Raw genomic sequence first — 17,225 nt, forward strand, 5'->3', positions numbered from 1 at the left:
TAATGAAATCTTATCTCAGGCTGTTAAAATGAAAAGTTCAGCCTGCCGTAAAAAAATGAGCCTCCAAACCCCATCTGTACTGCATCAAAATAACCTCCTGCCTCTGTCCAGTCGTCCTGCTGGTCAGGATACACATTAAAAAGGTTATTCGCCCCTACATTTAATTTCAGGTCTTCGCTCAAATCAAACCCGAAAACCAGATCTGTAACCAATTTGGGATCATAGGTATCTGTAGCGGCGATGACCTGGTTCGGGAGACCACCGTAATCTGCCGGATCCTCGAACATCTGGAAATCGAGCAGCTCAATTTTACTGAAATGGGTAAAGGCCAATCCCACATCGAACCAATCCTTGTCGTAGTTCATATTCAGGGTCAGCTTGCTGTCAGGTGCGGAAGCCAGCAGGAATGCCTTATCCCTTTCACCGAAAAAGATCTGTTCATCCAGGGTACCGTTTTTAACATCCGTAATTTCCATGTCGTTTAAGTTTCCTGTGAAGGTGGCCGTAAAACTTCCGTCATCAAAGTATGTTTTCCAGGAAAGCACCACATCTAGTCCGACGGTTCGCGTATCAGCACCGTTGGCAAAAAACTGAGCTGCTTCGACATTCGGAATCTGGGGGGCGTCGAAATTTCCGGTCAGCACGATCCTGTCCTGCACATTGATAAAATATCCATCTACAGTCGCAGAAAAGTCACCTAAATTGGCAGTGAGACCCAAACCTGCGTTAAAAGCCTTTTCCTCGGTGAGCTGCTGTATACCGAAGGAAGCGGTAACCGGACTGTTATTAGGTGATAATAGGGATTCCAGGGCCACACCTCCCACAAAGTTCGTGAACCTGAGGTTGTAATAGATCTGGGCCAGAGAAGGCGCCCTGAACCCTGTACTGAGGGAACCTCTGACGTTGACATTGTCCGAGGCTTTGACGCGCATGGCCAGTTTTCCGTTCAATGTGCTGCCAAAATCGCTGTAGTTCTCAAACCTGGCTGCTGCGCTGAGCAGGAAGGATTCGGATAGATCGAATTCTCCATCGGCATAGAGTGAAAAGTTACTCCTGCTGCGGTCTACTTCGTTTGCCGGGCTGTATCCGGGAAAGCCCTGGGATCCACCGGGTCTGGGATCCCCGGAATCAGGGTCGACCGGCTGGGTCTGATTTGCAGGGTCTGTGATCAGAAGCCCATTGACGTCGTAGGTGCCCCACGAGCCTTCTTCCCCCGCGAATATGACAAAATTCTCTGTTCTGTACTCCGCGCCAAAAGCGAGGTTCATGCCCTCCAGAACGTCATCGTAGTATTTGGAAAAGTCCAGATTAAGGGTATTCTGGCTCAGGCTATGACCACCCGCATCAAAATCTGTCGGGGATACATCCTCCAGGGATGCGTTGAGTGTTCCCTTGATGAAATAGTGGAAATTGTTTTTTCCAAATGTATTGCTGAAGTCTGCTTTCCAGCCACTAGGGAGTTCTGTCCTGAAACCGGCCGAAATGGAATTGTCCGTAATATTCGATGTGATCCTCGGCGTAAATCCGTCCGGGTAGATGGAGGGAATAACCCTTGCCCCCCCGTTTCGCGTAAAGGCATAGGCATCTGTATCCCTGTAATTCCTTCCTCCGAAGACATAGAAATCCGTATTATCTGAAACCGGGATCACGGAATTCACCATAAAATTGAATCCGTCGATAGCCGCTTCACCAAAACCTTTTCTAAAATCAAAGGCAGGACGCAGTGTCTTGTTCTTGCTGACGTATTCCATGGTAAAGTTGGCAAAACCGCGGTCACCGATCCCAACACCGTAGTTGATGCCCGCTTTTAAAGACCCGCCGTCAAAATTTTGATCATCTCCTATCTGGTTCCCGTCCTTGTCGGTGTCGAGCCTGAATCCGTCCGTATTCCAGACCCCATAATTATCTGCTGTAAAATCAGTGATATCCACATCGGCGTTTGTGCTGTAGGCACCATAACTCAACAGGCCGGAAACTCCGTCTCTCTGGTCTTTAAGGACTATATTGATCACCCCGGCGATAGCGTCCGAACCGTATTGGGCTGAGGCTCCATCCCTGAGGATCTCGATGCGTTTTATGGCGGTTGCAGGAATGGCATTAAGGTCTGTTCCCGTATTACCCCTTCCCCTTGTGCCGAAAATGTTGATCAGGGAGGACTGGTGCCTTCGTTTGCCATTGATAAGGACCAAGGTCTGATCGGGTCCCAAGCCTCTCAAAGTGGCGGGATCAATATGATCCGCTCCGTCTGAACCTGATTGTTTATTAGCATTGAAGGAGGGTGCGGCAAACTGTAGCATTTCATTTACCTCTATTCGGCCGCTTTGGGTAACCACGTCGGCCACATCGATCACATCGACAGGTACAGCCGTGTTAGTTGCAGTTCGCTTTGGACTTCGCGATCCAACCAGCTGCACTTCGCTTAACTGTAGGCCTTCTGTCAGGACCACGTCGATCACTGTCCGCCCTGAGACCTCTTCCTCATAGGTCTCGAAGCCAATGTAGCTGAAGACTAGGCTGCCGTTTGCAGCAGCTCTGATGGAATAATTACCGTCGAAATCTGTCGTCGTCCCGTTGGCAGTTCCTTTTTCTACAATGTTGACTCCTACCAGAGGGGTGCCGTCCTGATCGACAACCTTACCTGTAATGGTTTGCTGGGCAAACGCAAAGGTGGTACTGAAGCACACAAATACGAAAAGTCTGTAAATAATTTTCATCAGTTAGGTGTTAATGGGTTAGTCCATTAAATGTATGGAAAAATATTCTTGCCATAACATAGTAGGGGATTACTAAATACCGTTTAGAAGGGCTATATTTGCCGCGTCAAAAAATTAACCTGATGAAAGCTGGAATTGTCGGCCTGCCCAACGTTGGAAAGTCAACCCTTTTCAATTGCTTGTCAAACGCTAAGGCCCAGAGCGCAAACTTCCCATTTTGTACCATCGAACCGAATATCGGTGTGGTCAATGTACCCGATAAACGTCTGGAAAAACTGGAGGAACTTGTCAATCCTCAGCGCGTGATCCCGGCCACTGTGGATATCGTCGATATTGCAGGGCTGGTAAAAGGAGCCAGCAAGGGGGAGGGACTCGGGAACCAGTTTCTCGCCAATATCCGGGAGACCGACGCGATCCTGCACGTATTGAGGTGTTTTGATGACGATAATGTGGTCCATGTAGACGGGTCTGTAGACCCCATCAGGGACAAGGAAACCATAGACATCGAATTACAGCTGAAGGACCTGGAAAGTGTTGAGAAGAAGCTCGACAAAGCAAAACGCGCTGCCAAAACCGGAAATAAAGATGCGGTGAAAGAAGAAGCCGTATTACTTAAAGTAAAAAAAGAGCTGGAAGCAGGTATATCGGTAAGAGCTATCGATTTAAGTGCTGAAGAGCGAAAAGAATACATCACTCCTCTGCAACTGATCACTGACAAGCCGGTCATGTATGTCTGTAATGTGGATGAAGCTTCTGCCGCCGCAGGCAATGCCTATGTGGAACAGGTACGGGCGGCGACGGCAGATGAAAATGCAGAGATCCTCGTTCTGGCGGTTGGCACGGAAGCCGATATATCCGAATTGGAGACCTATGAAGAACGGCAACTTTTCCTCGAAGACCTGGGATTAGAAGAACCGGGATCCTCAAAGCTCATCCGGGCAGCCTATCACCTGCTCAACCTCCACACCTATTTTACGGCAGGGGAGAAGGAGGTCCGGGCGTGGACCATTCCCGTGGGTGCCACTGCACCTCAGGCCGCAGGGGTGATACACACCGATTTTGAAAAGGGCTTCATCAGGGCAGAAGTCATTGCTTATGACGATTACGTCTCCTACGGAAGCGAGATCAAGGTAAAGGAGGCCGGAAAAATGAGGGTGGAAGGAAAAGACTATGTCGTTAAGGACGGGGATGTCATGCACTTCCGTTTCAACGTCTGAAAAAGGTCTCCGAATCCCGAATTTCCTGGACTGCCCCCCTTTTTAACTATTAACAATGTGCCCGTTTCATTGTTGATTACTTTATTTTTGGTGCATTTTGATTTCTGCCCTGAAATTTTATATTAGCAGGGATATACCCCAAAGCTATGGCTCAAACACAATACACAGAGGAGAATATCCGGTCTCTTGACTGGAAGGAGCACATCCGGATGCGCCCCGGGATGTATATCGGAAAACTGGGAGACGGCTCCTCCCAGGACGATGGGATCTACATCCTGCTGAAGGAGGTGATCGATAACTGCATAGACGAATTTGTGATGGGAGCCGGAAAGACCATCGAGATCTCGATCCCCGGCGACAAGGTTGTAGTAAGGGACTACGGCAGGGGTATTCCACTGGGTAAGGTGGTGGACGTGGTATCTAAAATGAACACCGGAGGTAAATACGACACCCGTGCTTTTAAAAAATCAGTCGGACTTAACGGGGTGGGTACTAAGGCGGTTAACGCCCTGTCTTCATTCTTTCGGGTAGAATCGACCCGGGATGGGAAATCCAAATCGGCCGACTTCGAATTTGGCAACCTGGTCAGTGAGGATTTTCTGGAAGAGACTTCCCGAAGAAGAGGAACCAAGGTGATCTTCACCCCGGACGAATCCATTTTTAAAAAATACAAATACCGGAACGAGTATGTGGAACGCATGCTCAAGAACTACGTTTACCTGAACCCGGGTCTCACCATCATCTTTAACGGAGAAAAATTCCATTCCGAGAACGGTCTTAAGGACCTCCTTGAGGATAACAACAGCGCAGATGATATGCTGTATCCGATCATCCACCTGAAGGGAGAGGATATCGAGGTAGCGATCACACACAGCAAGACCCAGTACAGCGAGGAATACCATTCCTTCGTCAACGGACAGCACACTACCCAGGGAGGGACACACCAGGCTGCCTTCCGCGAAGCCCTGGTGAAGACCATCAGGGACTTCTACGGCAAGAATTACGACGCCTCCGACATCCGAAAGAGTATCATTTCAGCTATTTCAATCAAGGTCATGGAACCTGTTTTTGAGAGTCAGACCAAGACCAAGTTGGGATCCACGGATATGGGAGGTGACTTTCCCACGGTTCGTACCTACGTAAATGATTTTATAGGTCGGGAACTCGACAATTACCTGCATAAGAACCCGGAGACTGCCGAAAAGATCCAGCGGAAGATTATGATGGCTGAAAAGGAGCGAAAGGAGTTGTCGGGTATCCGCAAACTGGCGCGGGAGCGGGCAAAGAAAGCCAGCCTTCACAATAAAAAGCTCAGGGATTGCCGCATCCACCTGGACGACATGAAGAGTGACAGGCGGCTCGAGAGCACCCTCTTTATCACGGAGGGGGATTCCGCCTCGGGCTCTATCACCAAATCCCGGGATGTGAACACCCAGGCTGTTTTCAGCCTGAGGGGAAAGCCGCTGAATTCCTATGGGATGTCCAAGAAGATCGTCTACGAGAACGAGGAGTTCAACCTTCTGCAAGCAGCCCTGAATATAGAGGAATCTATGGAGGACCTCAGGTACAACAATATCGTGATAGCTACGGATGCAGACGTAGACGGTATGCACATCCGCCTGCTGCTGATTACCTTTTTCCTGCAGTTCTTTCCGGAACTCATCAAGGAGAATCACCTCTATATCCTACAAACCCCGCTTTTCAGGGTTCGCAATAAAAAAGAGACGATCTATTGTTACAGCGAGGAGGAAAAGAAAGAGGCTATCGCCAAGTTAACCGGCAAACCCGAGATCACCCGATTCAAAGGACTGGGTGAGATCTCTCCTGATGAGTTCAAGCATTTTATCGGGGAAGACATCAGGTTGGAACCGGTGATGCTGGACAAAGCACTTTCCATCGAAGAACTCCTGCAGTTTTACATGGGCAAAAACACCCCGGATCGTCAGGAATTCATTATTAATAATCTTAAAGTAGAAGTTGATCTTGTAGATCAGGAATAATTCTAAATCAAGTAAATAGGAGTCTCTTTATATGGAAGAGAATGAAGATGGGCAATTAGAACAGGAAGAAGGCAGGGAAGGGCAGCAGGATGCACTTACCAGGGTCACAGGGATGTATAAGGACTGGTTCCTGGATTACGCCTCCTACGTTATTCTTGAGAGGGCGGTACCTGCGATTGAGGACGGGTTTAAGCCTGTACAGCGGAGGATCATGCATTCCTTAAAAGAACTGGACGACGGTCGCTACAACAAAGTTGCCAATGTGGTAGGCCATACCATGCAATACCACCCCCACGGTGATGCCAGTATCGCAGACGCCATGGTGCAGATCGGACAGAAGGACCTGCTGATCGACACTCAGGGGAACTGGGGGAACATCCTGACCGGTGATGGGGCGGCTGCATCCCGTTATATAGAGGCCCGACTTTCAAAATTTGCCCTGGATGTGGTCTTCAGTCCGAAGATCACGGAATGGCAGCTATCTTATGACGGCCGCAAGAAAGAACCCGTTCACCTGCCTGTTAAATTCCCGTTGCTTCTGGCCCAGGGTGCGGAAGGGATTGCGGTGGGGTTGTCTACAAAGATCCTGCCTCACAACTTTAACGAGCTCATCGACGCCTCCATCAAGCATCTGAAGGGTCAGAAGTTTAAGTTATTCCCTGATTTTCCCACGGCCGGGATCATCGACGTCACCAATTACAACGACGGCATGAGGGGAGGCCGGATCAGGATCAGGGCTAAGATCTCTCAGCTCGACAAGAACACGCTGATGATCAGTGAGATCCCCTATGGAACCAACACCTCCTCCTTAATTGACTCTATCCTCAAGGCAAATGACAAGGGAAAGATCAAGATCAAGAAGATAGAGGATAATACTGCGGCCGAGGTAGAGATTCTCATTCATCTCCCCAGTGGAATTTCTCCGGACAAGACCATTGACGCACTCTACGCCTTCACTGCCTGTGAGAGCTCCATTTCACCCCTGGGATGTATCATCGAAGACAATAAACCCTTGTTTATCGGGGTACAGGAGATGCTGCAGCGGTCTACTGACCATACGGTTGAATTGCTGAAAGAGGAGTTGGAGATACAATTGGGGGAGTTGCAGGATCAGTGGCATTACGCTTCTCTTGAACGGATCTTTATAGAAAACCGCATCTACCGGGACATAGAGGAACAAGAGACCTGGGAAGGGGTGATTGCTGCCATTGACAAAGGTCTTAAACCTCACATCGGTCATTTGAAGAGGGAGGTGACGGAAGAGGATATCGTGAGGTTGACGGAGATCCGGATCAAAAGGATCTCTAAATTCGACATTGATAAGGCACAGCAGCTGATCGATAGCCTTGAAGAAAAGATCGCCCAGACCAAAAAGTATCTCGCGAACCTGGTGGATTTTGCCATAGATTATTTTAAGGAATTAAAGAAAAAGTACGGGCAGGGGCGGGAACGCAAATCGGAGATCAGGATATTCGACGAGATCGAGGCGACCAAGGTGGTCATTCGAAACACAAAACTATATGTCAACAGGGAAGAAGGATTCGTGGGCACTTCCTTAAAAAAGGACGAGTATGTCACCGATTGCAGCGATATTGACGACATTATCATCTTCACCAAAAGTGGCCATATGATGGTCACCAAGGTAGACGCCAAGACCTTTGTGGAAAAGAACATCATCCATGTAGCGGTCTTTAAAAAGAAGGACAAGCGCACCATCTATAACATGATCTACAAGGATGGAAGGGGTGGTGCCAGTTACGTAAAACGGTTTAACGTCACGGGCGTGACACGGGATAAGATGTACGACCTTACCAATGGCAAAGCCCAGTCTGATGTCCTCTATTTTACGGCTAACCCCAACGGGGAGGCAGAGGTAGTGACCGTCAACCTGAGGCAGTCTGGCAGTATTAAAAAACTGAAATGGGACCTCGATTTCGCCGATGTGCTGATCAAAGGAAGGAACTCCAAAGGGAATATCGTGACCAAATACCCGGTCAAACGCATTGAACTGAAAGAGAAAGGACTTTCTACCCTCAAACCCCGTAAAATATGGTTCGATGATACTATTCAGCGACTCAATGTGGACGGACGGGGCGAATTGCTGGGTGAATTCACCAGCGAGGACCGCTTGCTCATTATCAGTCAGAAAGGAGTGGTCAAAACGGCCATTCCGGATATCATCATGAGGTTTGATGACGATATGATCGTCCTGGAGAAATGGAAGCCTGAGAAACCCCTCTCAGCCATCTACTGGGAAGGAGAAAAGGAATTATTCTACGTAAAGCGTTTCCTGGTGGAAAATCCCGACAAGGAAGAAGTGATCATCACAGATCATCCCAAGTCCTACCTGGAAAAGATCTTTACGGAATACAGGCCGGTGGCCGAAGTGGTCTTTGGCAAAAAGCGGGGGCAGGAACGCAAGGAAAACATGGTGGTTACTCTGGACGAATTCATAGCTGTAAAAGGGATAACAGCCATGGGAAACCAGCTTACCAAGGAAAAGGTGCTGGAGATCAATGCCCTGGAACCCCTCCCATATGAAGAACCCAAAAAGAATAAGGCCGAAGACATAGAGGTCATCGATGAAGAGGATGTAACACCTGACAAAAAAAGTTCCGAGTCAAAGGCTAAGGAAAAAGAACAAGGAGAAGACAAAGACGGGCAGACCAAGTTGTTCTGACCCGGTCCGATCAGCATTCAGGATCTTCCGCCGACCCATCCTGATTTTCCTCCAGATCTTCAATAAACTCCTCTTTCTTCCTGTATTTCATATTGAGGAACTCCACCAGCAGGGAAAAGGTAATGGCAAAATAAAGGTAGCCTTTTGGAATAGCTCCGATCTCTGAACCGAAGAAGCGGGCGTGACTCAGGTGGGCTGCTTCGGCGATCAGCATAAACCCTATAAGGATCAGGAACGACAGGGCCAGCAGCTGCATGGAGGGATGCTTGTTGATGAATACCCTGATCGCATTGGCAAAGACCATCATGATTATGATGGAGATGACCACCGCTATGACCATGAGCACCAGGGCATCTTCAGGTTTATCACCTATTCCGCTGGTCATCCCCACTGCTGTCAAAATAGAATCTATGGAGAAGATGAAATCGATGATCAGGATCTGGAAAAGCGCCCTGTTCAGGCTGGTAATATTCTTGGCTTCCAGCGCTTCCTCATCGTGTTCCGGCAATTCCACCTTCTCGTGAATTTCTGATGTGCTCTTGTACAAAAGGAAGAGTCCGCCCAGCAGCAGGATCAGGGCCTGACCGCTGATTCCTGCGGAGAACCAGGAGCTTTCTACATAGTAGAACGGGTTTTTTAGACCGATAAGGAAAGACACCGCAAAAAGCAGGATGATCCTTTGCACCATGGCCAGGATCAGCCCCCAGAGGGTTGCTTTTTTTTGTTGTTTTTCAGGGAGTTTGTTGGCGGCTATGGTGATGAATACGATATTGTCGATACCCAGGACGATCTCCAGGAAGGTGAGGGTGAGCAGGGCTACCCAGGCATCCGGACTAGTGAGAATGTCGAACATGATCAATTCATTTTAATGGCGGTGCCTCTGGTTTTTTGTGCACTGCCTACCAAGCCGTATTCAAAAGTATAGGAACTGTCTGTAGTACTGAGGATCTTCATGTGGATTGACTTCTGCTCACTCAGATTTTTGGGATTCAGGTTCTTGACGATGAATTCACAGTCATTTATCCAGCGTACTGAGGAGGTGTCGGCCCTTCCTTCAAAGTAATCGATCTCTATCTCCTGGTCCCTCTCAAAAACCGTTGTTTGTTCAACGCCATCTATGAGGGCCGTATAGCGGAATCTCCCTTCCTTAAAGGCCGCACAATCCCTTGTCGGAGTGCTGCAGGCAATTACAAGTCCTCCCAGGATGCAAAGCAACACGAAGTTTTTTAACATGTCTGCAAATTAGTGAATTCTGTTAATTACCAGCAACATCCACAGGAGAAACTAGCCTTAATCCAAAGGCTATTTTTCGAAGGCTTCAAAGCTACCATCTTCATAGAGTATTAGCACCTTCCTGATCACCCTTTCCTTGTCAAATTGTAAAGTTTCCGGAATGTTTTTTGGCTTCAGGGTACCGGAGGCCTCTTCCCCGGACGGAAATGCACCCTTTCCATTGAGGAGCCAGTACAGATTCACCTCGGGGTAGGAGCGAACCACCTTCATCACGAATTCAAGACTCGGTTTGTTCCGGCCGGTCAGTACGTGAGAGATACTCGATCTCTGCACCCCGATCTTATCCGCGAAAGCGGCTGCTGAAAGATTGTAGTGATCCAGGATCTTTTCGAGGCGGGCGATGAAATCTGCACTGTTTACCATTGTAAACTATTTAATAACAAACTTTTTAATTTATTCTTAAAAATTGATGAATAATTGTATAAAATAATTAAATTAAAACTATCAATAGACCTATTTAATAAACTGATATAATGTTGATTAATATTATTTTTATGACGACCTTCACATTTGGTTACAAATGTCAATTTTACTCATAAAATACAAAGCGTTTATTAGTTACAAATGTAAATAAAGTTATGACATAAGTTTCTAATTTACCCTTACTTTTACATCGACTAGCAAAGACAAGTAACAGTGGAAGGTCAGGACTATAATGTGATTCGCGAGGGATCTGTAAAGGGTCGGTACCTCAGTCCCGAAATGCTGCATCCCATTCTCGAGTTCTGGGGTGAAAAGATGCATTTGGAAAAAATCGGAAATTCGGTCATGGGCAGACCTATCCAAAAGATCGTTCTGGGAACGGGTCCCATAAAGGTGATGATGTGGTCTCAGATGCACGGGAATGAATCCACCACAACTAAAGCGGTTTTAGATCTTGTAAAGGCTTTGCACCTGGGGTACAGAAATTCAGGGGATATCCTGGAAAGTCTTACCCTTGTGATCATTCCTCAGCTCAACCCTGACGGCGCAGAGGCCTATACCCGTGAAAATGCGGCCGGGATCGACCTCAACCGGGATGCCCGAAATCAGACGCAGCCGGAGAGTATCGTGCTTTCTGAGACATTTAGAGAACACAAACCCGACTTCTGTTTTAACCTGCACGACCAAAGGACGATCTTCAGCGCAGGACCCGGACCTCACCCGGCCACCTTATCCTTTCTATCTCCTGCAGCAGATACCTCACGGTCTGTTACGGCAAGCCGACTCACCGCCATGCAGATCATTTCAGGGATCAACAGGGAATTACAGGCCGTGATCCCGGGCCAGATAGGTCGATATGACGATGCCTTCAACCCGAATTGCGTGGGCGACACGTTTCAGATGCAACAAACGCCCACCCTCCTTTTTGAGGCAGGGCATTTCGCCGGGGATTACGAACGTGAAAAGACCCGTCAATATGTCTTTACAGCCCTTTGGACCGCCCTCGATCAGATCGTTGCCGGCAGGTACCGGGAGGAGACCCAAAAGGGATATGAGGACATTCCTGAGAATCAAAAAAAATTCTTCGATATCCTGATCCGCAATGCGCAGGTCCTTCAGCCAGACCTTTCCGCTCAATCAGACGCTGGCATTTTGTACCGGGAGGAACTCCGCTCTGGATCGATCCACTTCAGTCCGGAGATTGAAAAGCAAGGTGATTTGTCTGAGTCGTACGGGCATGTAGAATACGATTGTATCCAACAGGTCGATCTCGAAAAGCTCAGATCTTTAAAGGAGATCACGGTCCTGTTTCCTGAGAGAAAGCGTTAATTTCCAGAGTAATTTTGAGTATCTTTCAAAAAAAGCGCGTTTCTGTTACGTATATTTTCTTAATTGATTATTTTTGCTCCAAATATTGTTATTATGGGAAAAGTAAAATTGGATGAAATCGATCACCAGATCCTGGACATGCTCATAGACAATACCAGGACTCCCTTTACGGACATTGCCAAGAAATTACTGATCTCCGCCGGGACGGTGCACGTTCGGGTGAAAAAAATGGAGGAGGCAGGGATCATACAGGGGTCCTCCCTGGTGGTGGATTACGTAAAACTGGGATATGCCTTTATAGCTTACGTCGGCATTTTCCTGGAAAAGACCCATCAGACCAAATTCGTGATCGAACGCCTGAACCAGATCCCGAACGTTACTGTAGCCCATATTACCACTGGAAAGTTCAATATCTTTTGCAAGATCCGGGCTAAAGACACCAATGACGCCAAGAATATCATCTTCAGGATAGACGATATCGAAGGGATCAGCCGTACCGAAACCATGATCTCCCTTGAAGAAAGCATCAACGACAAGAAGAGGCTGATGCATACCATTTTCAATGAGCTCTAAACAGCCGGTTTTACCTTATCTTCATATTTACTAGTCGATCCATGAAGACCTCTCAGCTTACATCATCCGACTACAATCCCTATTACAAGGCGTATATCGAGGCACTGGGGGAAGTCGACCTTATGAAGACCCTCAAGAAACAAGTGGAGAATTATCCGCAGTTTCTGGGCAGTATTCCGGAGGATAAACTCAATTACAGTTATGCTGAAGGCAAGTGGACGGTAGCTGAGGTTCTTGTCCATGTCCTGGATTCCGAAAGGGTGTTCCAATACCGGGCTTTGCGATTTGCGAGGAAGGATGAGACTCCGCTTCCGGGGTTCGACCAGGACCTATATGTTCCGGCCTCAGGGGCTAACCATAGAAGTATTGAATCGATCATAGAAGAGTACAAGGCGATCAGGCGATCGACCATAGCACTTTACGAGTCGTTTGAAGAAGGTGTACTGAAAAGAAGGGGAGTGGCCAGCAACTCGACCATGAGCGTAGGGGCTTTGGGGTTTATTATCTGTGGCCATCAAAAGCACCACAGGAATATTATCAGGGAGCGATATCTCTGAATTCAGTCGATTTCCTCACCCTCCGTCTCCGTTTCCAGGTTTAGTTCCAGCTCAGGTTCTTCGGTAACCGGTTTTACGCCTTCTTCCTCTTCCTCCTCGTCATTGTCGAAATAATTGGCGATAAAATGAGACAGGCTCTGGCTGATCTTCACCAGGTAGAGCGCATCTTCCGTTCTTAGCTCAACGGCCTCTATGTATTCCCCTTTGTGATTTTTAAATGAGATGATGTCGTCATCTCCGTAGCCGTCCGGATAGGATTCTACTAACCTGGCCGCGAGCAGGGCGTCCAGTTTTTTGTGGTCGATCAGTATTCGTTTCATAGGTCGGTCTATTTAGTGTGCTTGTGCTCTTCTAAAAACACTAACCTAATCTAGAATATTTTTTCTCCCGGGAAGGGAAAGAGTTGTAAACGGCGAATTTTAGTATGCGAAGCCCTTAATCCTCGTAGTATGCAAAGGCTTCCCTAAACAGATCTTCAGAAACCTGCTGGTCTATGACCGCTTCTCCTATCCGTTTTAGCAATACGAAGTTGATGCTGCCGTGGGTATTCTTTTTATCGAATTTGAGGAGGTCGATGATCGCCTGTTTGTCGCCTTCTGTGAAATCCACTTTCCTGAATCGCTCCAGGAAGGTATTCTTGATATCTTCCAGCTGGTGAAGCCCCAGTCCGCTTACCCTGTGCGACAGGAAGCCTTCCAGGATCATGCCGATCGCTATAGCCTCCCCGTGCAAAAGTGCCTTGTCTTCACCCTTCTCAAGGAAATGGGATTCTATGGCATGCCCAAGGGTGTGTCCGAAATTCAGCACCTTCCTCAAGTTTTTTTCGGTAGGGTCCTCCAGGACAATCTGGTTTTTGATGCGCACGGAGGTATGGATAAAAGGGTCCAGGGGGTCATTCACTTTGATATCCTTCAGGTCGCCCCAGTATTTTCCACTGCTGATCAGGCCGTGCTTGAGCATTTCAGCAAACCCGCTGTTGAGTTGCCGCTTATCGAGCGTTGTCAAAAACCCGGGAATGACCAGCACCATTTCGGGTTGTCGGATCACGCCAATCTGGTTTTTTAAATTCCCCAGGTCGACTCCCGTTTTCCCGCCGATGGAGGCATCCACCATGGCCAGCAGGCTGGTGGGAACATTAACAAATGGAAATCCTCGTTTAAAGGTCGACGCGACAAAACCCCCGAGGTCCGTGACCACCCCGCCTCCCAGGTTGATCATAAGGCTCCTGCGGTCTGCACCCAGCTCAGAGAGAGCGTGCCAGATCTGTACACAGGTGTCAATGGTCTTGTGGACCTCCCCGGCCTCCATCTCAATGATCTCAATTTCCAGGTTTGTCTCGAGGGAAGACAGGAAAACAGGGAGGCAATCCCTGTGGGTATTCTCGTCCGTCAGAACAAAAAGTTTTGAATACCTCTCTTTTTTAAGATGTTGGTTGAGTGCGCGGTACCCTTCTTCATTGAAATAAACGGAATAAGTATCTGTGATGATCGCATCCATGGAATATGCTGGTCTCTGTACGGTTTCAGACGCAAATTAAAGGGAATTTTTCTGCAAATGGTATTGATATCAGTGATTATCTTTGGGCTCATAAAAAAAAGATCGTCAATGGCTCAGCTTTTTGAGGACACCAAAACCGCCTTCGCCCTGAAATCAGATGCCGAGCTGGAAAGGGCTTATTTTTTGTTCAAACTGATCGCCAACCAACCACTGGTGAGGATAGGCACCGCGGTGACCAACTTTGCGATCAAGACCAACCTTCCTGTAGAGGGCTTGATTAGAGCCACCGTATTCGACCATTTCTGCGGGGGAATCAGTGAAAAGGATTGTTTGCCGACTGTCGACAAACTCTGGCAGGCGGGGGTGTGTTCTATACTCGACTATTCCATAGAAGGCAAAGACACGGAAGACCCGCTGGATGATGCCCTGGCTATGACCTTAAAGATCCTGGACTTTGTAAAAGAAAAGGAGGCCATACCGTTCGCGGTCTTCAAACCCACAGGGTACGGCCGGTTCTACCTGTATAAAAAGATAGGCGCGGGAAAGAAACTCACCCGTGCTGAGCAGGAAGAATGGGGAAGGGTAGTAGGTCGTTACGAGGCGAGCTGTAAAAAGGCATTCGACCTGGACGTCAGTCTGCTCATAGACGCAGAGGAAAGCTGGATGCAGGACGCGGCCGATGAACTGGTGGAGGAAATGATGAGGAAGTACAACAAGAAAAAGGCCATCGTCTTTAATACCATACAGTTGTACCGCTGGGACCGACTCGATTATTTAAAAGGCCTTGTGTCGAGGGCTGAAAAAGATGGCTTTAAGGTGGGGATCAAGATCGTAAGGGGTGCCTATCTGGAAAAAGAAAACGAACGGGCCGAAGAAATGGGCTATAAAAGTCCGATCTGTGCCAGCAAGAAAGAAACAGACGATAACTTCAACGAGACCATCTCCTATATCCTTGACCACCTGGACGTTATTTCCGTATACGCCGGCACACACAATGAGGAGAGTTCCTACCTCCTGATGCGGCTGATGGAGGAGCGCAACATAGACCGGAAAGATCCCAGGATATGGTTTGGGCAGCTGTTCGGGATGAGCGATCACATCACCTTCAACATGGCAGCTGAAGGATACAACGTCACCAAATACCTGCCATTTGGCCCGGTAAGGGACGTGATGCCCTACCTGATCCGCAGGGCAGAGGAGAATACTTCCGTGGCCGGTCAGACCAACCGGGAGCTGGAGCTGCTGAAAAAGGAGCGCAAAAGAAGGAAGATCTAATCCTCCGTGAATCTGAATTCGGAGATGGTGACCCGGGATTCACAGTTTGTGGCTCTCAGGGAAGCGTCCTTCCCGTCTACCTCGTAGTGGATTGTATACCAGGGACAGGGTTCGCCCTGGGCTTCACTCTCCCTGAATTTTACGGACCCCTCCCTGAGGAATAATTTTATGTCTGTACTGTCTGCAAGGCCTTCTCCCAAGGTTTCCTGCACCTCTTCTGAGAACACCAGCGGTTTGGAACGCAGTTCCTTCAGTACCCGGCAGTTGGGGAAATAACAGAATTCTGTCCCCGTTTCCGAGGTTTTTTTCTTCAGGAAGAAGGCGAGAAAGATGATGCCTATGGTCAGTCCGATCATGTAGTACCCCAGGCGCTTTAGAAATGCCATGCTAAAAGATTAGGAAATTGATGTCACTGTGTTTCAGGTCGAACCAATCGCCCACCGTTTTATTGGTCAGGATTCCATGGTACAGGTAGAGTCCGTTCCTCAGCCCTTTGTCGAATCGCAAGGAATTTTCGAGGCCGCCGTCCTCCCCGATCTTGAGGAGATAGGGGGTAAAGATATTGCTGATGGAGACCGAAGCGGTCTTGGGATACCGTGCTGGGATGTTGGGCACGCCGTAGTGTAGTACGCCGAATTTATTGATCAGGGGTTTGTCGTGAGTGGTGAGTTCGCTGGTCTCGAAACATCCGCCCATGTCGATGCTCACGTCTATGATCACCGAGCCTTTCTTCATCTGTTCCACCATGGTTTGGGAAACCACCACAGGCGAACGGTCGCGTCCCCTCATGGCCCCTATGGCTACGTCACATCGTTTTAGAGACTTCAGGAGGTTTTTGGGTTGAAGGGTCGAGGTATAGACGATCTGCTGCAGGTTGCTCTGCACATTGCGCAGTTTGGTAATAGAGTTGTCGAAGATCTTTACGTTGGCGCCCAGACCGATGGCTGAACGGGCTGCAAATTCCCCAACAGTGCCTGCACCCAGGATCACGACCTCCAGGGGAGGTACCCCGGTGATGTTCCCGAACATAAGACCATTGCCCTTGTTGGTAGAGGCCATGACCTCGGCTGCGATCAGCACACTGGAGATCCCTGCGATCTCGCTGAGGGAGCGCACAGCCGGGTAGTTGCCATCCTCGTCCCTGATAAACTCAAAGGCGATGGCGGTAATGCGTTTTTTGGCCAGTTCTTCAAAATAGGCCCTGGTCTGAGTCTTGATCTGAAGGGCCGAAATGATGGTAGCCTGCGGATTGATAAACTGTATCTCCGACAGGGTAGGGGGTTCTACTTTTAACAGCAGGGGGCAGGAAAACACTTTTTTAGTGTCTTTAGAGATGGTGGCCCCCGCTTGGGTATAGTCGAGGTCCGTAAAATTGGCGGCGTCTCCGGCCCCGGATTCGATAAGCACGCGGTGGCCGTTGGCGGTGAGGGCATTTACGGCATCGGGGGTCAGGCAGATGCGTTTTTCCTGGAACTGGTTCTCCTTTGGGATCCCGATAAAGAGTTCCCCTTTTTGTTTCAGGATCTCCAGGGTCTCTTCCTGTGGGATAAGCTCCTGTTTGCTGAAGGGGGATCGCGGCTGGTTCATAGGGTAATTGCGCAGGAGGTTGAAGGCCTGCGGTCCTCAAAAATACAATAAATTTAAAGAAAGGAGGTGCTTATAAAAGT

15 protein-coding genes are annotated in these 17,225 nt (G+C 48.5%); 7 read left to right on the top strand and 8 right to left on the bottom strand.

Features of this window, described 5'->3' with window-relative positions:
- Positions 1 to 23: 23 nt before the first annotated feature.
- On the bottom strand, positions 24 to 2,714 hold the full coding sequence (locus tag IEV19_RS00905) for a TonB-dependent receptor plug domain-containing protein (RefSeq protein WP_188368824.1): 2,691 nt from the start codon (positions 2,712 to 2,714) through the stop codon (positions 24 to 26).
- 122 nt (positions 2,715 to 2,836) lie between these two features.
- On the opposite strand from IEV19_RS00905, the gene ychF reads away from it, so the two are divergent.
- The 3 genes from ychF (at position 2,837) to IEV19_RS00920 (ending at position 8,611) form a co-directional block, all read left to right on the top strand.
- A complete protein-coding gene (gene ychF, locus IEV19_RS00910; protein ID WP_188368825.1) occupies positions 2,837 to 3,931 on the top strand; it encodes a redox-regulated ATPase YchF in 1,095 nt (364 codons plus the stop codon).
- A gap of 146 nt (positions 3,932 to 4,077) precedes the next feature.
- Positions 4,078 to 5,931 (top strand): DNA topoisomerase IV subunit B, encoded by a 1,854-nt coding sequence (locus tag IEV19_RS00915; protein WP_188368826.1) that lies wholly within the window; start codon positions 4,078 to 4,080, stop codon positions 5,929 to 5,931.
- Between the two features lie 31 nt (positions 5,932 to 5,962).
- A complete protein-coding gene (locus IEV19_RS00920; protein WP_188368827.1) occupies positions 5,963 to 8,611 on the top strand; it encodes a DNA gyrase/topoisomerase IV subunit A in 2,649 nt (882 codons plus the stop codon).
- A 10-nt stretch (positions 8,612 to 8,621) separates the two neighbouring features.
- Here the strand turns inward: IEV19_RS00920 and IEV19_RS00925 are convergent, their stop codons facing one another.
- From IEV19_RS00925 to IEV19_RS00935, 3 genes are all read right to left on the bottom strand, one after another.
- The gene (locus IEV19_RS00925) at positions 8,622 to 9,464 is read right to left on the bottom strand and encodes a TerC family protein (RefSeq protein ID WP_188368828.1); all 843 of its coding nucleotides are present in this window, start codon (positions 9,462 to 9,464) and stop codon (positions 8,622 to 8,624) included.
- Between the two features lie 2 nt (positions 9,465 to 9,466).
- On the bottom strand, positions 9,467 to 9,844 hold the full coding sequence (locus IEV19_RS00930; protein ID WP_188368829.1) for a DNA topoisomerase IV: 378 nt from the start codon (positions 9,842 to 9,844) through the stop codon (positions 9,467 to 9,469).
- A gap of 69 nt (positions 9,845 to 9,913) precedes the next feature.
- Positions 9,914 to 10,267, bottom strand: a complete 354-nt coding sequence (locus IEV19_RS00935; protein ID WP_188368830.1) for a helix-turn-helix domain-containing protein — start codon at positions 10,265 to 10,267, stop codon at positions 9,914 to 9,916.
- A 273-nt stretch (positions 10,268 to 10,540) separates the two neighbouring features.
- Between IEV19_RS00935 and IEV19_RS00940 the strand changes: the two genes are divergently transcribed.
- The 3 genes from IEV19_RS00940 to IEV19_RS00950 all read left to right on the top strand — a co-directional run bounded on the left by IEV19_RS00940 (position 10,541) and on the right by IEV19_RS00950 (position 12,786).
- Positions 10,541 to 11,656, top strand: a complete 1,116-nt coding sequence (locus IEV19_RS00940; protein ID WP_188368831.1) for a M14 family metallopeptidase — start codon at positions 10,541 to 10,543, stop codon at positions 11,654 to 11,656.
- 93 nt (positions 11,657 to 11,749) lie between these two features.
- Positions 11,750 to 12,229, top strand: coding sequence for an Lrp/AsnC family transcriptional regulator (locus tag IEV19_RS00945; protein WP_188368832.1), 480 nt, complete (start codon positions 11,750 to 11,752; stop codon positions 12,227 to 12,229).
- A 41-nt stretch (positions 12,230 to 12,270) separates the two neighbouring features.
- Complete coding sequence (locus tag IEV19_RS00950) at positions 12,271 to 12,786, top strand: DinB family protein (protein WP_188368833.1); 516 nt, start codon at positions 12,271 to 12,273, stop codon at positions 12,784 to 12,786.
- A gap of 2 nt (positions 12,787 to 12,788) precedes the next feature.
- On the opposite strand, the gene IEV19_RS00955 is transcribed toward IEV19_RS00950, so the two are convergent.
- A complete protein-coding gene (locus IEV19_RS00955) occupies positions 12,789 to 13,106 on the bottom strand; it encodes a hypothetical protein (RefSeq protein ID WP_188368834.1) in 318 nt (105 codons plus the stop codon).
- Positions 13,107 to 13,221: 115 nt separating this feature from the next.
- Positions 13,222 to 14,283 (bottom strand): 3-dehydroquinate synthase, encoded by a 1,062-nt coding sequence (gene aroB, locus IEV19_RS00960; RefSeq protein WP_188368835.1) that lies wholly within the window; start codon positions 14,281 to 14,283, stop codon positions 13,222 to 13,224.
- A gap of 108 nt (positions 14,284 to 14,391) precedes the next feature.
- Between aroB and IEV19_RS00965 the strand changes: the two genes are divergently transcribed.
- Positions 14,392 to 15,558 carry a proline dehydrogenase family protein gene (locus tag IEV19_RS00965; protein WP_188368836.1) on the top strand — a complete coding sequence of 389 codons (1,167 nt, stop codon included), beginning with the start codon at positions 14,392 to 14,394 and terminating at the stop codon, positions 15,556 to 15,558.
- Here the strand turns inward: IEV19_RS00965 and IEV19_RS00970 are convergent.
- Both IEV19_RS00970 and IEV19_RS00975 read right to left on the bottom strand, forming a co-directional pair.
- Positions 15,555 to 15,944: a DUF4258 domain-containing protein gene (locus tag IEV19_RS00970; protein ID WP_188368837.1), complete on the bottom strand. Its 390-nt coding sequence runs from the start codon at positions 15,942 to 15,944 to the stop codon at positions 15,555 to 15,557. The genes IEV19_RS00965 and IEV19_RS00970 overlap by 4 nt on opposite strands.
- 1 nt (position 15,945) lies before the next feature.
- Entirely contained in the window at positions 15,946 to 17,145 is a 1,200-nt protein-coding gene (locus IEV19_RS00975; protein WP_188368838.1) for an alanine dehydrogenase, read from the bottom strand.
- Positions 17,146 to 17,225: the final 80 nt, after the last annotated feature.

Origin of the sequence: Muriicola marianensis, from assembly GCF_014638095.1 — a bacterium.
Lineage (GTDB): Bacteria > Bacteroidota > Bacteroidia > Flavobacteriales > Flavobacteriaceae > Muriicola > Muriicola marianensis.

Excerpts from the sequence above, each read along its gene's own strand:
- IEV19_RS00915 (WP_188368826.1), top strand. The coding sequence starts at position 4,078 with ATGGCTCAAACACAATACACAGAGGAGAATATCCGGTCTCTTGACTGG.
- IEV19_RS00965 (WP_188368836.1), top strand. The coding sequence starts at position 14,392 with ATGGCTCAGCTTTTTGAGGACACCAAAACCGCCTTCGCCCTGAAATCA.
- ychF (WP_188368825.1), top strand. The coding sequence starts at position 2,837 with ATGAAAGCTGGAATTGTCGGCCTGCCCAACGTTGGAAAGTCAACCCTT.
- IEV19_RS00920 (WP_188368827.1), top strand. The coding sequence starts at position 5,963 with ATGGAAGAGAATGAAGATGGGCAATTAGAACAGGAAGAAGGCAGGGAA.
- IEV19_RS00905 (WP_188368824.1), bottom strand. The coding sequence starts at position 2,714 with ATGAAAATTATTTACAGACTTTTCGTATTTGTGTGCTTCAGTACCACC.
- IEV19_RS00950 (WP_188368833.1), top strand. The coding sequence starts at position 12,271 with ATGAAGACCTCTCAGCTTACATCATCCGACTACAATCCCTATTACAAG.
- IEV19_RS00975 (WP_188368838.1), bottom strand. The coding sequence starts at position 17,145 with ATGAACCAGCCGCGATCCCCCTTCAGCAAACAGGAGCTTATCCCACAG.
- IEV19_RS00935 (WP_188368830.1), bottom strand. The coding sequence starts at position 10,267 with ATGGTAAACAGTGCAGATTTCATCGCCCGCCTCGAAAAGATCCTGGAT.
- IEV19_RS00970 (WP_188368837.1), bottom strand. The coding sequence starts at position 15,944 with ATGGCATTTCTAAAGCGCCTGGGGTACTACATGATCGGACTGACCATA.
- IEV19_RS00945 (WP_188368832.1), top strand. The coding sequence starts at position 11,750 with ATGGGAAAAGTAAAATTGGATGAAATCGATCACCAGATCCTGGACATG.
- IEV19_RS00955 (WP_188368834.1), bottom strand. The coding sequence starts at position 13,106 with ATGAAACGAATACTGATCGACCACAAAAAACTGGACGCCCTGCTCGCG.
- IEV19_RS00925 (WP_188368828.1), bottom strand. The coding sequence starts at position 9,464 with ATGTTCGACATTCTCACTAGTCCGGATGCCTGGGTAGCCCTGCTCACC.
- aroB (WP_188368835.1), bottom strand. The coding sequence starts at position 14,283 with ATGGATGCGATCATCACAGATACTTATTCCGTTTATTTCAATGAAGAA.
- IEV19_RS00930 (WP_188368829.1), bottom strand. The coding sequence starts at position 9,844 with ATGTTAAAAAACTTCGTGTTGCTTTGCATCCTGGGAGGACTTGTAATT.